The sequence below is a fragment of the Pseudomonas sp. MF6747 genome (assembly GCF_963890955.1).
Lineage (GTDB): Bacteria > Pseudomonadota > Gammaproteobacteria > Pseudomonadales > Pseudomonadaceae > Aquipseudomonas.
The window spans coordinates 15,235-29,875 of the sequence record NZ_CAWPSZ010000050.1 but is presented as its reverse complement, the minus strand read 5'-3'; the positions used below and the strand labels follow the sequence as shown (position 1 = coordinate 29,875).

Here is a 14,641-nt window from a genome sequence, read left to right as displayed (position 1 = left end):
CTCCATTCAAATGTGGGAGCTGGCTTGCCTGCGATGCAGACACCTCGGTGCAACAGTTACACCGAGTTGATGCCATCGCAGGCAAGCCAGCTCCCACATTTTTTAACCGTGTTTAGTCTTCAAGGGCGCGCACGCGTTGCATGCGTTTTTGCTCTACCGGCGCATCAGCCCGTTGCAGCTCAAAGTCAAAATCAATCTGCGCAAAGCGCCCTTCCACCCCAAACTCCCGCGCCAGTTGTTGATCGTCACTGAAGCGAATCTCAGCAATCAATTCATCGCGTGTCGCATAGGCAAAGTCATCGTGCAGGTACGGGTCGTCCGACAAGTTGATCTGCGTGGTCAAATGCCGATGCCCCGGCGCCGAGATAAAGAAGTGAATATGCGCCGGCCGCTGCCCATGGCGACCCAGTTGGTCGAGCAGCTGTTGAGTCGGCCCGGTCGGCGGGCAGCCGTAGCCGGATGGCACGATGCTACGAAAACGGTAGTTGCCCTGGGCATCGGTCTCGATGCGCCGGCGCAGGTTGAACTCCGACTGCGTCGGGTCAAACCACGAATAGGTGCCACCGGTATTGGCCTGCCACACATCCACAATGGCACCCGCCAATGGCTTGCCGTCGGTGCCGCGCACTTGCCCGCGCATAAACAGCGGCACCGCGTCGTCCTTGCCGTCGTCCAACCGCGCCTCGTATTGGCTCAGCGGCGCCCCGGCCACATACAGCGGGCCTTCGATGGTGCGCGGCGTGCCGCCGGATTTGCCGGCTTCTTCGTCGGCGGCGTCCATCAGCAAATCCAGGTAATGCTCCAGGCCCAAGCCGGCAGCGAGTAAACCGGCCTCCTGATGTTTGCCCAGCTCGTTGAGGTAGTTGACCGCCTTCCAGAACTCTTGCGGGGTCACTTCCAGGTCTTCGATGATGTTCACCGTGTCGCGCAGGATCCGGTAGATCAGCGCCTTGGCGCGCGGGTTGCCAGCGTCATTGTGGTTGCCGCTGGCTTCTTCGAGAAACGCTTGGGCGTGGGCAGTCTGGGAAAGTCGGATGGACATGGTGCAATCCTCATCTTGTCATTATTGGGTGCAAAACAGGCTCAGCGGTCGTCCTCATGGATCGACGAAGGGTGGCGGCACAAGGCATTCACTTCGATGGCCATGTAAGGAAAAAGCGGCAGCTGCATCAGCAGGTCGTGCAGCTCTTGCACACTGCCGACGTCGAACACGCTGTAGTTGGCGTAATGCCCGGCGATGCGCCACAGGTGGCGCCATTTGCCCTCTTGCTGCAGGCGCTGCGCCAGGGCTTTTTCTTCGGCTTTCAGGCCAGCCGCGCGCTCAGGGTTCATGTCCAGGGGCAGGTTCACGGTCATTTTTACGTGGAACAACATGGCAGGCGCCTCTTAGTGGTTGTCACGACGGAAGAACGCCAGACGCTCTTCATCGATAGCCAGGCCAAGGCCCGGTGCAGTGGAAACATGCAGCGCAAAATCGCGGTACACCGGCGGCTCGGTGAGGATGTCTTCGGTGAGCAGCAGCGGGCCGAACAGTTCGGTGTCCCACGCCAGCTTGTTCAAGGTCAGGAAGGCATGCGCCGAGGCCAGGGTGCCGATGCCGCCTTCAAGCATGGTGCCGCCGTACAGGCCAATACCGGCGGCTTCGGCGATGGCAGCGGTGCGCAACACGGCGCGCGGGCCGCCGTTCTTGGCGATCTTCAGCGCGAACACCGAGGCTGCGCCTTCGCGGGCCAGGTTGAAGGCATCCTCCACGCACTCGATGGACTCGTCGGCCATGATCGGCACCGGGCTCGATAGATTCAGCCGAGCCATGCCGCTGCGGTTGTTGCGCGAAATCGGTTGTTCGATCAGGTCGATGCCGTTGTCGCCGAGCACCTTGCACGCACGCAGGGCCACGGCTTCGTCCCACGCCTGGTTGACGTCAACGCGCACACTGGCGCGCTCGCCCAGGGCTTTTTTGATCGCGATCACGTGGGCCAGGTCGCGGCCAACCTCACCGGCGCCGATCTTCAATTTGAAGATGCGGTGACGGCGCAGGTCGAGCATCTTTTCCGCTTCGGCAATGTCTTGTTCGGTGTTGCCGCTGGCCAGGGTCCAGGCCACCGGCAAGGCATCCCGCACCCGCCCACCGAGCAGCTCGCTGACGGGCAAGTCAAGCCGTTTGCCCAGCGCATCGAGCAACGCGCTTTCGATGCCGGACTTGGCAAAGGTATTGCCGCGAATGCTGCGCTCCAGGCGCAACATCGCCGCATTGATATTGCTCGCGTCCTGGCCAATCAACAGCGGCGCGAAGTGGCGGTCGATGTTGACCTTGATGCTGTCAGGGCTTTCGTTGCCGTAGCTCAGGCCGCCGATGGTGGTGGCCTCACCGATGCCCTCGATGCCGTCGGCGCAGCGCAGGCGGATGATCACCAGCGTCTGGTTTTGCATCGTGTGCATGGCCAGCTTGTGCGGGCGCAGGGTGGGGAGGTCGACGATGACCGTTTCAATCGACTCGATGGCGCAAATCGGCATGGCTATACCCGTGGGGTTCTTTATAGGTTTGAGCCGATTCTGTGCCGTATTTTTCGTGGCTTCCAATATAGAATGGGTCTCGCACAATACCTTCAAGGTATGAAAGGAGCCGCCATGGAACTGCGTCATCTGCGCTATTTCCAGGTGCTGGGTGAAACGCTGAACTTCACCCGCGCCGCCGAACGCCTGCACATCGCCCAGCCGCCGCTGAGTCGCCAGATCCAGCAATTGGAAGACGAACTGGGGGTAATTCTGCTCGAGCGTGGCCGACCGCTGCGGCTGACCGCAGCCGGGCGGTTTTTCTATGAACACGCCAATGTGCTGCTCGAGCAACTGGGCAAGGTCTGCGACACCACGCGCCGCATTGGCCAGGGCGAAAAGACCTGGCTGGGCATCGGCTTTGCGCCGTCGACCTTGTACGGCGTGCTGCCTGAGTTGATTCGGCGGCTGCGCAACCACGCCGTGCTGGAGCTGGAATTGGGCTTGTCGGAGATGACCACCTTGCAGCAGGTCGACGCGCTGAAAGCCGGCCGCATTGACGTGGGCTTCGGGCGCATTCGCATCGACGACCCGGCCATCGTCCAGCGTGTGCTGGTGGAGGATCGACTGGTCGCCGTACTGCCCGCCGGCCACCCGCTGCTGGGTGCGCCCGCGACCCTCGCCCAATTGGCCGCCGAGCCGTTTGTGCTTTACCCCGGCAACCCGCGCCCCAGCTATGCCGACCATGTGATCGCACTGTTCGACGCCCACGGGCTGAGCCTCAAGGTGGCGCAGTGGACCAACGAATTGCAGACCGCCATCGGCCTGGTCGGTGCCGGCATGGGCGTGACGCTGGTGCCGGCCTCGGTGCAGGTGCTGCACCGCGCGGATATCGGCTACACGCCGATTGTGGAAACCACCGCGACCTCGCCGATCATTCTCAGCCGGCGGGTGAATGATCAGTCGCCGGGGCTCAGTCATTGTTTGCAGTTGGTGGAAGAGTTGATCTGAGATCTCCCAAACGACACAAATCCCCTGTGGGAGCTGGCTTGCCTGCGATGGCGGTGGAACATTCACCACCGCTATCGCAGGCAAGCCAGCTCCCACATTCTGATCTTCATAAGGTTTAGAGACTGCGCAGGCGCTTGCGCTGCAGGGTCTGGCTGGGCGATTCATCAAACAGCTTGCGGTACTCTGCCGAAAATCGCCCTAAATGGGTAAAGCCCCAACCCAGGGCAATCTCGGAAATGGTCCGAGTAGAGCCCTGCTCAAGGATTTCCTGGCGCACAGCGCCCAGCCGGTACTTCTTCAAGTACGCCATGGGCGACAGCGCAAAGTACTTGCGAAACGCATCAAACAGCTTGAACCGCGACACGCCCGCAGCCGCTTCCAGGTCTTCCAGATGCACCGCTTCGCGGGCGTTGTCGTGGATGTACTGCCGGGCACGAATCAGGTAATGCGGCAGCTTCACGCCCAGCACGTCGCGCAGCTCTTCTGAATAGTTATTGGGCTGGGCAAGGATCAAGCCTTTGATCAACGAGCTTTCCAAGTCACGCGTAAAGGCCGCCTGCTCATACAACTCGCTGCTGCGCTCAAGCTCGGCAATGAAATACCGCGCCATGCGCCACCACGACGCTGAAGCCCCCTCCACCGCGTCCATCACCGACTCAAAGCGCAGCGGCGCCTCAATCGGCCGTTGCAGCAAGCCTTCCAGGGATTCACTCATCGCCGCGCGGGTGATCACCACCTGCAACTTGCGGCAATCACCGGAGATTGCCAGCACCTGATGCTCGTTGGGCGACAGGATCACGCCCTGGTCGCGATTGGAACTCAGCCGCTCGCCGTTCTTGCTCAATTCCTGCTCGCCCACCAATGGCAGGCTCAGGCTGTAGCTGCTGAAGTGCTCGGCGTCTTCGATGCCGATGGTCACGTCCGTGCCGTACTCGATCACGCCCAAGGTGGTAGCGCGGGACTTGAACACATTGGCGCTGTGGTGAAAGCGCAGGCGCTCGGGCGTCGACGTCGCCAGGCGGTGCGGCCCACAAATGCCGGACATCCAGCTGCAGGCGCCTTCGAGGTCGAAGCGTCGAATATGGATTTCGCGTGTATGGCTACTCATCAGGGTGCACCCACGGCGGTTAGGCGGTTGCGCGCTCTGGCGGCGCGTCGTTGACAATCGACAGCAAGTTCTACGCCACGCGCGCCGTAATGCAACGGGGTGGATAGCAACGATCGACTATGTGGATAAGCCGCAGGTTTTTGCGACTTTCCCTTGGTATGACAGTAGCGCATCGCGTCACCTCGCTGCACCGAACTGGGTATTTGCTGCCCAATGACGCGCGCCAACTATGCGGCCCAACTATATGGCCCAACTATGCGGCCCATCTCTGCCCATTAAGCGGATAGCCCGCACCCTGCCGCGCTGCCTCTAATGAACCACCGATTAGCCCCTATCAAAAAGGTGCCTCCCATGAGTGGTGCAAAAAGCGTCGAGCAGTGGAAAACGTTTATCGAAAGCTGCCTGGATTTTCGCCCGGCGGACGCTGTGTTCCGCATCGCCCGGGACATGTTCACCGAGCCGGAGCTGTTCGACCTGGAGATGGAACTGATCTTCGAAAAAAACTGGATCTACGCCTGCCACGAAAGCGAACTGGCCCATAACCACGACTTCGTGACGATGCGCGCCGGGCGCCAGCCGATGATCATCACCCGCGATGGCGAGGGCCAACTGAATGCGCTGATCAACGCCTGCCAGCATCGCGGCACCACGCTGACGCGCGTCGGCAAAGGCAATCAATCCACCTTTACTTGCCCGTTCCATGCCTGGTGCTACAAGAGCGATGGCCGGCTGGTGAAGGTCAAGGCGCCGGGGGAATACCCGGAAGGCTTCGACAAAGCCACGCGCGGCCTGAAGAAAGCCCGCATCGAAAGCTACAAGGGCTTTGTGTTTATCAGCCTGGACGTGAATGGCAGCGACAGCCTGGAGGACTTCCTCGGCGACGCCAAAGTGTTCTTCGACATGATGGTCGCGCAGTCCGCTACCGGTGAGCTGGAAGTGCTGCCGGGCAAATCCGCCTACACCTACGACGGCAACTGGAAACTGCAGAACGAAAACGGCCTGGACGGTTATCACGTCAGCACCGTGCACTACAACTACGTGGCCACGGTGCAGCATCGTCAGCAGGTGAACACCGAAAACGGCAGCGGCTCCGCCAGCACGCTGGACTACAGCAAGCTCGGCGCGGGCGATGCGAACACCGATGACGGCTGGTTCGCCTTCAACAACGGCCACAGCCTGTTGTTCAGCGACATGCCCAACCCGAGCGTGCGCTCCGGTTACGCCACCATCATGCCCCGCCTGGTGGAAGAACACGGGCAGCAAAAGGCCGAGTGGATGATGCACCGCCTGCGCAACCTGAACATCTACCCGAGCCTGTTCTTCCTCGACCAGATCAGCTCGCAGCTGCGGATTATTCGCCCGGTGGCGTGGAACAAGACCGAAATTATCAGTCAGTGCCTGGGGGTGAAAAACGAGTCCGACGCCGACCGCGAAAACCGCATCCGCCAGTTCGAGGATTTCTTCAACGTGTCGGGCATGGGCACACCCGATGACCTGGTGGAATTTCGCGAAGCCCAGCGCGGTTTCCAGGGCCGCCTGGAACGCTGGAGCGATATCTCACGCGGCAGCCATCGCTGGGAGACCGGGCCTACGCCGAACAGCGAAGCCATCGGCATCCAACCGGCGATGACCGGCACCGAGTTCACCCACGAAGGCCTGTACGTCAACCAGCACCGCAACTGGCAGTACTTCCTGCTCAACGGCCTGGACCAACACGCGCTGAAGCTGCGGGAGGTGAAGTGATGAATGCGCAATTGCAGTACCAGATCGAGCAGTTTTTCTACCGTAAATCCGAGTTGTGCGACGCCCAGGACTGGGACGCGTATGTGCAGTTGTTCGACCCGCAGAGTGAGTTTCACCTGCCGCAATGGGACTCGGAACACGTCTACACCCGCGACCCCAAGCGCGAGATGTCATTGATCTATTACGCCAACCGTTCGGGCCTGGAAGACCGCGTGTTCCGCCTGCGCACCGGCAAGGCGGCGTCGGCCACGCCAATGCCGCGCACCTTGCACCTGATCAATAATGTGCGGATTGCCGAGCAACCCGGCGGGCTGTTGGAAGTGAAGTTGAACTGGCACACGCTGTTCTATCGGCTGGCCATGTCGGAGCAGTTCTATGGCAGCGCCACCTACAGCCTGAAAGCCCACGGCGACAGCTGGCTGATCACCCGCAAGCACGCCCTGCTGCTCAACGACACCATCAATTCGGTGCTGGATTTTTATCACCTTTGACCGTGCCTGGCGTGGCGACCGGGCCGGTTGTGGCGAGAAGGCTTGTTGTGGCGAGCGGGCTTGCCCCGCGTTGGGGCGCGAAGCCGCCCCTGGCCCAGCCACTGCGGTTTGACTGCACAAATGCAGTGACCTTATTGGGGCCGCTTCGCAGCCCAACGCGGGGCAAGCCCGCTCGCCACAACAGGCCGCTCGCCACAAAAGCTCACTCGTCAGCCATCCAATCAGATACGCGGAGTTATGCGGATGAATCACAAAGTGGCCTTCAGCTTTGCCGACGGCAAAACCCTGTTTTTCCCGGTGGGCGCCAACGAAATCCTGCTGGACGCGGCCTTGCGCAACGGCATCAAGATCCCGCTGGATTGCCGTGAAGGTGTGTGCGGCACCTGCCAGGGCCGTTGCGAGTCGGGCGACTACAGCCAGGATTATGTCGACGAGGAAGCGCTCTCCAGCCTCGACCTGCAGCAACGTAAAATGCTCAGCTGCCAAACGCGGGTCAAATCCGATGCAACGTTTTACTTCGATTTCGATTCGAGCCTGTGCAATGCGCCGGGGCCGGTGCAGGTACGCGGATTGGTGAGTGCGGTGCAGTTGGTCTCGGCCAGCACGGCCATATTGCACGTGCAGTTGGAGGCGCCGCTGGACTTCCTGCCCGGCCAATACGCTCGCCTGTCGGTGCCCGGCACCGACAGCTGGCGCTCGTATTCCTTCGCCAACCGACCGGGTAACCTGCTGCAGTTTCTGGTGCGCCTGCTGCCCGATGGCGTCATGAGCAACTACCTGCGCGAGCGCTGCCAGGTCGGTGATGAAGTGTTGATGGAAGCACCGTTGGGCGCGTTTTACCTGCGGCATGTCACCCAACCGCTGGTGCTGGTGGCCGGCGGCACCGGGTTGTCGGCGTTGCTCGGCATGCTCGATGAGCTGGCGGCCAACGGTTGCGAGCAGCCGGTGCACCTGTACTACGGCGTACGGGGCGCCGAGGACTTGTGCGAAGCAACACGCATTGAAGCCTACGCGTCGAAAATCCCGGGGTTTCGCTACACCCAAGTGCTGAGTGACCCATCGCCCGAGTGGCCCGGCAAGCGCGGTTACCTCACCGAGCATTTCGACCTGGCCGAATTGCGGGACCAATCGGCGGATATGTACGTGTGCGGCCCCCCTCCGATGGTCGAATCCATCCAACAATGGCTGCTGGATCAGGCACTTGTTGGCGTTCAGCTGTATTACGAAAAGTTTACGCAGAGTAATATCTGACCCCTCAGTACTTTTGAGGGGCGGGTGCGGCGTGCAATCAACCCTGAGAAAAACAAGTAGAAGGGAATGTTAATGGCGGATGACATGGTTAACCCGGTAGGCCTCAAGCGTGGCCTGAAGAACCGGCATATTCAGCTGATTGCCTTGGGAGGGGCGATTGGCACGGGGTTGTTCCTCGGCTCGGCCGGGGTGCTCAAGTCGGCGGGCCCGTCGATGATCCTGGGGTACGCGATTGCCGGTTTCATCGCGTTCCTGATCATGCGCCAGCTCGGCGAGATGATCGTCGAAGAGCCGGTGGCCGGCTCCTTCAGCCACTTCGCCCACAAATACTGGGGCGGCTACGCAGGCTTCCTGGCGGGCTGGAACTACTGGGTGCTCTACGTGCTGGTGGGCATGGCCGAACTGACCGCCGTGGGCAAGTACATCCAGTTCTGGTGGCCGGAAATTCCGACCTGGGTCAGCGCGCTGGTGTTCTTTGTGGCGGTCAACCTGATCAACACGCTGAACGTGAAGTTCTTCGGTGAGGCCGAATTCTGGTTCGCGATCATCAAGGTAGTCGCGATTGTCGGCATGATCGTGCTCGGCTGCTACCTGCTGTTCAGCGGCACCGGCGGCCCGCAAGCCGCGGTGAGCAACCTGTGGAGCCACGGCGGGTTCTTCCCCAATGGCGGCATGGGGCTGCTGATGTCGATGGCCTTTATCATGTTCTCGTTTGGTGGCCTGGAGCTGGTGGGCATCACCGCTGCCGAGGCCAGCGAGCCGCGCAAAGTGATCCCCAAAGCCATCAACCAGGTGGTCTACCGGATTCTGATTTTCTACGTCGGCGCACTGACCGTGCTGCTGTCGCTGTACCCGTGGGACCAACTGCTGCAAACCCTCGGCGCGTCGGGCGATCCCTACAGCGGTAGCCCGTTTGTGCAGATCTTCTCGCTGATCGGTAACGACACCGCCGCGCACATCCTCAACTTCGTGGTGCTGACCGCGGCGCTGTCGGTGTACAACAGCGGCGTGTACTGCAACAGCCGCATGCTGTTCGGCCTGGCCGAGCAAGGCGATGCGCCCAAAGCGCTGATGAAGCTGAACAAGCAAGGCGTGCCGCTGCGCGCCCTGGCGATTTCGGCACTGGTGACGATGCTGTGCGTGGTGGTCAACTACGTCGCGCCCAAGAGCGCCCTGGAGTTGTTGTTCGCACTGGTGGTTGCCTCGCTGATGATCAACTGGGCGCTGATCAGCATCACTCACATCAAGTTCCGCAAGGCCATGGGCGAGCAAGGCGTGACGCCGTCGTTCAAGACCTTCTGGTTCCCGTTCAGCAACTACCTGTGCCTGGCGTTCATGGCGATGATTGTCAGCGTGATGCTGGCGATCGATGGCATTCGTGAGTCGGTGTATGCGATGCCGGTTTGGGTGGGGATTATCTACATGGCCTACCGGATGCGGGTCAAAAAGGGTAGCGCTGTGGTGAATGCACATTGATCCCTGTGGGAGCCGGGCTTGCCCGCGATGGCGGTGAGTCAGACACCGGATGCGGTGGCTGACACGCTGCCATCGGGGGCAAGCCCCCTCCCACACTTGATTGGATTGCTCATGAAAAAGCCCCGGGATTCCGGGGCTTTTTTTATAGCGTGGAACGCACTCGCCACAATTCGGGGAACAGCACCGTGTCGAGCATCTTGCGCAAATACCCCACGCCCTCGGTGCCGCCCGTACCAGGTTGAAAGCCGATGATCCGCTCAACCGTGGTCACATGCCTGAAGCGCCACTGGCGGAACGAATCCTCCAGGTCGATAAACTTCTCGGCCAACTGATACAAATCCCAATACCGGTTCGGGTCGCGATACACCTCACGCCAGGCCGCTTCCACCGACTCATCGTGAACCGTGGCCGTTGTCGGGTCGCGCTCGGCGCGTTTGGGGTCAATCGCCAAACCGGCTTTCGCCATCAGGTTGACCGCCTCGTCATACAGCGACGGCGTGGCAATCGCCACTTTCAACTCGTTCAATAACTGCGGCCGGTGCGCGTGAGGCCGCAACAGCGCCGCGCTTTTATTGCCGAGGATAAATTCGATCTCACGGTACTGGAACGACTGAAACCCCGACGACTGCCCCAGGAACGGGCGAATGGCCTTGTATTCCGACGGCGTCATGGTGGCCAGCACCGCCCAGGCGTGCACCAGTTGATCGAAGATCCGCGACACCCGCGCCAGCATCTTGAACGCCGGCGGCAGCTCGCCCAGGCGCACGTGTTCGCGGGCAGCCTTGAGTTCGTGGAGCATCAGTTTCATCCACAGCTCGGACGTCTGGTGCTGGATGATAAAGAGCATTTCGTTGTGGTCGGGCGACAGCGGGTGCTGGGCGCTCAGGACCTTGCCCAGGTTCAGGTAGTCGCCGTAGCTCATGGACTCGGAAAAATTCAGCTCGGCGTTATGCCATTCTTCCGGGGGCTGGTAATCAGGTGAGAAGGGGCATTGGCTCATCGCGTGGGCTCCTTGAGCGGGCGGAGGATGGCGCGGACCGGGCTCGCGTCCAGGTTGGCAAAGCGCAGCGGCAGCGCGATCAATTCATAGTCGCCCTCCGGCACGTCATCAAGCACGATGCCTTCGAGAATCGCCATGCCATGGCGGGCCACGGCATTGTGCGAATCCATGGTCTTGGACTGTTGCGGGTCCAGGGACGGCGTGTCGATACCGATCAGGCGCACGCCCAGGCTGGCGAGCAGCTCGATGGTTTGCGGCGCAATGGCGGTGAAGTTCGAATCCCATTCGGTCAGGGGCGCTTGTGGATAAGTGCGCAGCAACACACGCTCGGGCAAGTTATCCACACGGCCTTCCAACTGATGCGGCTGCACCAGCGCGCCACTGCCCAGGCAATGCAACACCCGGCACGGGCCCATGTACACGTCCAGCGACACTTCGCCGATCGGCGCGCCGTCAGCGCTGTAATGCAGCGGGGCATCTACATGCGCGCCGGTGTGCGGCGAGAACGTCACGCGGCCCACATTCACCGGGCACTCGGGGCCAAACTGCCACACGCGCTCTTCCTGAAACGGCGTATCGCCCGGCCAGGTCGGGGTCGCCGTGCTCAAGGGCGGGCTGATATCCCACCACGTTTTTATTGGGTTCATTTCAAGGCTCTCACTCGTTCTGGGGTGAATGATACGAGGGCCGGCCGTGCATTTTCTTGCTAATTCCAGCGCCAGGCGGGAATTCTTTCGCAGCTACTGCGAGGAAATGCCGGATTGGCGCCCGAATATTTTTTCTGACCAAAGCCGCTCAAACACTGGAGATCCAATGTGGGAGCGGGCTTGCTCGCGAAGGCGGTGTGCCAGTCAAGACATGTGCGGGCTGAGCCACCGCTTTCGCGAGCAAGCCCGCTCCCACAGGGACTGCATGGGTGTCAGAGCAATCGCATTCGCCTGCGCTTCTGGGCATCCCGATGTCGAGTTCAGACCACTGACCCGATCGCCGACGCTATAGGGTTCCACTCTCGTCCCCCTGCCTCGGAGCCACCATGTCCAAGCCCATCACCGTACTGCGCGACACCCACCCACTGCCGGTCCTGGATGCCTGCAAATGGGAAAAACTCGAAGGCGACCCGCACACCGTCAACCTCAACGCCTACACAAGCGAAGACGGCAGCAAGATCATGGGCACCTGGATCTGCACACCGGGCAAGTGGTACGTGGAATACGTGAAGTGGGAATACTGCCATTTCCAGGAAGGCTATTGCGTGATCACCCCGGAAGGCCTGGAGCCGATTCACCTGCGGGCTGGGGATATCTTTGTGGTGGAGCCGGGGATGAAGGGCACGTGGGAAGTGGTTGAGACGGTGCGTAAGTATTTTGTGTTTGCCTGAGCAACCTAACTCGGACTACTTCCTTGTGGCGAGCGGGCTTGCCCCGCGTTGGGCTGCGTAGCGGCCCCTGGTCCAGGCACCGCGGTTTGGCTGGGAAAATGCGTTGACTTTATTGGGGCTGCTGCGCAGCCCAACGCGGGGCAAGCCCGCTCGCCACAACAAGTCTGCCAGCCACAAAAAGCCCATTTGCCATACAAGCCCATTTGCCATAGAAAGCCCGCTTGCTACGGCAAGCGGGCTTGGCACTCTACTGGGGTTTGCGATAGCTATTGATGATCGCCGAGAAATCCTTACCGCCTTCCCCGCGCTGGCTCATCGATTGATACAACTGCTGGGCCACGGCGCCCAGAATCACCGGTTGCTTGGCCTGACGCGCAGCCTCGGTGGCCAGGCCCAGGTCCTTGAGCATCAGGTCGGCGCCGAAACCACCGGTGTAGCCCCGCGATGACGGCGCGGTCTCAATCACACCCGGCCAGGGGTTATAGGTGTCGGAACTCCAGCAGCGCCCGGTGGAGCTGTTGATAATACCGGCCAGCACTTGGGTGTCGATGCCCAGCGCATCGCCCAACGCCATGGCTTCGCTGACGCCGACCATGCTGATGCCGAGCAGCAGGTTGTTGCAGATCTTGGCGATCTGGCCGGTGCCGACGTCGCCGCAGTGCACAATGTTACGGCCCATCTGCGCCAGCACCGGGTGCAGGGTGGCGAACAGCTCCGGGGTGGCGCCGACCATAAAGGTCAGCGTCCCAGCCTGTGCGCCGCCGGTGCCACCGGAGACCGGCGCGTCAGCCACTGCAACACCTTGCTTGGCCGCCGCCGCAGAGACATCGCGGATGGTTTGTGGGTCGATGGTGCTGCAATCCACCGCGGGCACGCCCTTTCCAATTCCAGCGAGTACGCCGTCTTCATTCAGCCACACGCTGCGCACATGGGCGGCGGCCGGCAGCATGGTAATCACCAGCTCAGCGTCCTTTGAGGCATCGCGTGGTGAGTCGCTGATGGTGCCGCCCAGTTCGGCGAGTTCCTTGAGCACGGTCTGGTTCAAGTCGAACAGGTTCAGCGCGTGCCCGGCCTTAATCAGGTTCCGGGCCATGGGCGCGCCCATGTTGCCCAAGCCGATAAATGCAATCTTCATGGTCGTCTCCCGAATCAGCGCAGGTTGATGGTGGTGTTGACGCCATCATTGACCGTGTCGTCATCGAACCAGCGGCTCGTGACAGTTTTGGTCTGGGTGTAGAACTGCACCACTTGCTTGCCATAGGGGCCGAGGTCGCCGAGCTTGGAACCGCGTGAACCGGTGAAGCTGAAGAATGGCACTGGCACCGGAATCGGAATGTTGATGCCGACCTGGCCTACATCGATTTCGCTCTGGAACTTACGCGCCGCCGCACCACTTTGGGTGAACAGGCCGGTGCCGTTGCCGAATGGGTTGGCGTTGACCAGCGCGATGGCCTCATCGAGGGTCGCAACTTCCAGCACCACCAGCACCGGGCCGAAAATTTCCTGGGTGTAGATTTGCATGTCCGTGGTCACGCCCGAGAACAGGGTGGGGCCGACGAAGTTGCCTTGCTCGAAGCCCGGCACCTTGATGTCGCGACCGTCCAGCTCCAGCTTGGCGCCTTCTTTCACGCCGCTTTCGATCAGCTCCAGGATGCGCGCCTTGGCGCGTTTGGAAATCACCGGGCCGACATCCGTACCGGCTTCGCTGCCGGCATTCACCTTGAGTTTTTGCGCCAGCGCTTTCAGATCCGGCAGCCATTGCTTGGCCGCGCCCACCAGCACCACCACCGAGGTGGCCATGCAACGTTGGCCCGCCGCGCCGAAACCGGCACCGACCAAGGCATTCAGCGTGTGTTCGCGGTTGGCGTCCGGCAGCACCACGGCGTGGTTCTTGGCGCCCATCATCGACTGCACGCGCTTGCCGTGTTTACCGGCCAGGTCGTACACATGAGTGCCCACGGCGGTTGAGCCGACAAAGGACACAGCCTTGATGTCTTTGTGGGTGCACAGCGCATCCACCACATCCTTGCCGCCGTGCACCACGTTGAGCACGCCGGCCGGCACACCGGCTTCCAGCGCCAGCTCCACCAGCAACAGGGTCGACAGCGGGTCTTGCTCGGACGGCTTGAGTACGAAGGTGTTACCGCAGGCAATCGCCATCGGGAACATCCACAGCGGAATCATCGCCGGGAAGTTGAACGGGGTAATACCGGCGCACACACCGATAGGTTGGCGCAGGGTGTAGGTGTCGACGCCACCGGCGACGTTTTCGGCGAATTCGCCCATCTGCAATGTGCCGATGGAGCACGCGTGTTCGACCACTTCCAGGCCACGGAAAATATCGCCTTCGGCATCGGCAATGGTCTTACCCTGCTCGGCACTGAGGACTACAGCGATGCGTTTGGAATGTTCACGGATCAAGGCTTGCAGCTTGAGCATGATGCGCATGCGCGCACCGATCGGCGTCAGCTTCCAGGTTTGGAAGGCTTGATGGGCAGCGTCGATGGCCGCGTTGACTTCATCGGCGGTGGCGAAAGGAACTTTGGCCAGCACTTGCTGGGTGGCCGGGTTAACGATGTCTTGCCAATGGGTGGTCTTGGACTCGACCCATTCACCGTTGATCAGCAACTTGACCTGTTGCACGGAAATGTCGGCAGAAGCGTTCATGTGGTCTCCAATCTTGTAGTTAT

14 protein-coding genes are annotated in these 14,641 nt (G+C 61.1%); 6 read left to right on the top strand and 8 right to left on the bottom strand.

The genetic code is table 11. The annotated features are described in order from the left end of the window. Positions 1 to 112: 112 nt before the first annotated feature. Genes catA through AACW30_RS25595 form a run of 3 tightly spaced genes read right to left on the bottom strand, consistent with a single transcriptional unit; the run spans position 113 to position 2,514 of the window. A complete protein-coding gene (gene catA, locus AACW30_RS25605) occupies positions 113 to 1,042 on the bottom strand; it encodes a catechol 1,2-dioxygenase (RefSeq protein WP_119736689.1) in 930 nt (309 codons plus the stop codon). A gap of 41 nt (positions 1,043 to 1,083) precedes the next feature. Further along, positions 1,084 to 1,374, bottom strand: coding sequence for a muconolactone Delta-isomerase (gene catC / locus AACW30_RS25600; RefSeq protein WP_106578185.1), 291 nt, complete (start codon positions 1,372 to 1,374; stop codon positions 1,084 to 1,086). Positions 1,375 to 1,386: 12 nt separating this feature from the next. Next, positions 1,387 to 2,514 carry a muconate cycloisomerase family protein gene (locus AACW30_RS25595; RefSeq protein ID WP_106578184.1) on the bottom strand — a complete coding sequence of 376 codons (1,128 nt, stop codon included), beginning with the start codon at positions 2,512 to 2,514 and terminating at the stop codon, positions 1,387 to 1,389. Positions 2,515 to 2,628: 114 nt separating this feature from the next. Between AACW30_RS25595 and AACW30_RS25590 the strand changes: the two genes are divergently transcribed. After that, positions 2,629 to 3,504, top strand: a complete 876-nt coding sequence (locus tag AACW30_RS25590; RefSeq protein WP_106578183.1) for a LysR family transcriptional regulator — start codon at positions 2,629 to 2,631, stop codon at positions 3,502 to 3,504. 115 nt (positions 3,505 to 3,619) lie between these two features. Here AACW30_RS25590 and AACW30_RS25585 read toward each other — a convergent pair whose 3' ends face one another. Beyond that, positions 3,620 to 4,612 carry an AraC family transcriptional regulator gene (locus tag AACW30_RS25585; protein WP_200623779.1) on the bottom strand — a complete coding sequence of 331 codons (993 nt, stop codon included), beginning with the start codon at positions 4,610 to 4,612 and terminating at the stop codon, positions 3,620 to 3,622. 351 nt (positions 4,613 to 4,963) lie between these two features. Here AACW30_RS25585 and antA point away from each other — a divergent pair, with 351 nt between their 5' ends. The 4 genes from antA (at position 4,964) to AACW30_RS25565 (ending at position 9,573) form a co-directional block, all read left to right on the top strand. After that, entirely contained in the window at positions 4,964 to 6,355 is a 1,392-nt protein-coding gene (gene antA, locus AACW30_RS25580) for an anthranilate 1,2-dioxygenase large subunit (protein WP_200623778.1), read from the top strand. Beyond that, positions 6,355 to 6,846 (top strand): anthranilate 1,2-dioxygenase small subunit, encoded by a 492-nt coding sequence (gene antB / locus AACW30_RS25575; RefSeq protein ID WP_124418464.1) that lies wholly within the window; start codon positions 6,355 to 6,357, stop codon positions 6,844 to 6,846. The genes antA and antB overlap by 1 nt, the downstream gene beginning before the upstream one ends. A 243-nt stretch (positions 6,847 to 7,089) precedes the next feature. Further along, positions 7,090 to 8,097, top strand: coding sequence for an anthranilate 1,2-dioxygenase electron transfer component AntC (gene antC, locus AACW30_RS25570; RefSeq protein WP_179609818.1), 1,008 nt, complete (start codon positions 7,090 to 7,092; stop codon positions 8,095 to 8,097). A gap of 72 nt (positions 8,098 to 8,169) precedes the next feature. Then, on the top strand, positions 8,170 to 9,573 hold the full coding sequence (locus AACW30_RS25565) for an amino acid permease (RefSeq protein WP_200623777.1): 1,404 nt from the start codon (positions 8,170 to 8,172) through the stop codon (positions 9,571 to 9,573). A gap of 142 nt (positions 9,574 to 9,715) precedes the next feature. Here the strand turns inward: AACW30_RS25565 and kynA are convergent, their stop codons facing one another. Continuing rightward, on the bottom strand, positions 9,716 to 10,573 hold the full coding sequence (kynA, locus tag AACW30_RS25560) for a tryptophan 2,3-dioxygenase (RefSeq protein WP_200623776.1): 858 nt from the start codon (positions 10,571 to 10,573) through the stop codon (positions 9,716 to 9,718). Beyond that, the gene (gene kynB, locus AACW30_RS25555; protein ID WP_106578176.1) at positions 10,570 to 11,220 is read right to left on the bottom strand and encodes an arylformamidase; all 651 of its coding nucleotides are present in this window, start codon (positions 11,218 to 11,220) and stop codon (positions 10,570 to 10,572) included. Before kynB ends, kynA begins: the two co-directional genes overlap by 4 nt. A 386-nt stretch (positions 11,221 to 11,606) precedes the next feature. On the opposite strand from kynB, the gene AACW30_RS25550 reads away from it, so the two are divergent. After that, on the top strand, positions 11,607 to 11,951 hold the full coding sequence (locus AACW30_RS25550) for a cupin domain-containing protein (RefSeq protein ID WP_010566207.1): 345 nt from the start codon (positions 11,607 to 11,609) through the stop codon (positions 11,949 to 11,951). A gap of 247 nt (positions 11,952 to 12,198) precedes the next feature. Here AACW30_RS25550 and mmsB read toward each other — a convergent pair whose 3' ends face one another. Both mmsB and AACW30_RS25540 read right to left on the bottom strand, forming a co-directional pair. Then, a complete protein-coding gene (gene mmsB, locus AACW30_RS25545; protein ID WP_200623775.1) occupies positions 12,199 to 13,086 on the bottom strand; it encodes a 3-hydroxyisobutyrate dehydrogenase in 888 nt (295 codons plus the stop codon). A gap of 14 nt (positions 13,087 to 13,100) precedes the next feature. Continuing rightward, positions 13,101 to 14,618, bottom strand: coding sequence for a CoA-acylating methylmalonate-semialdehyde dehydrogenase (locus tag AACW30_RS25540; RefSeq protein ID WP_106578173.1), 1,518 nt, complete (start codon positions 14,616 to 14,618; stop codon positions 13,101 to 13,103). Positions 14,619 to 14,641: the final 23 nt, after the last annotated feature.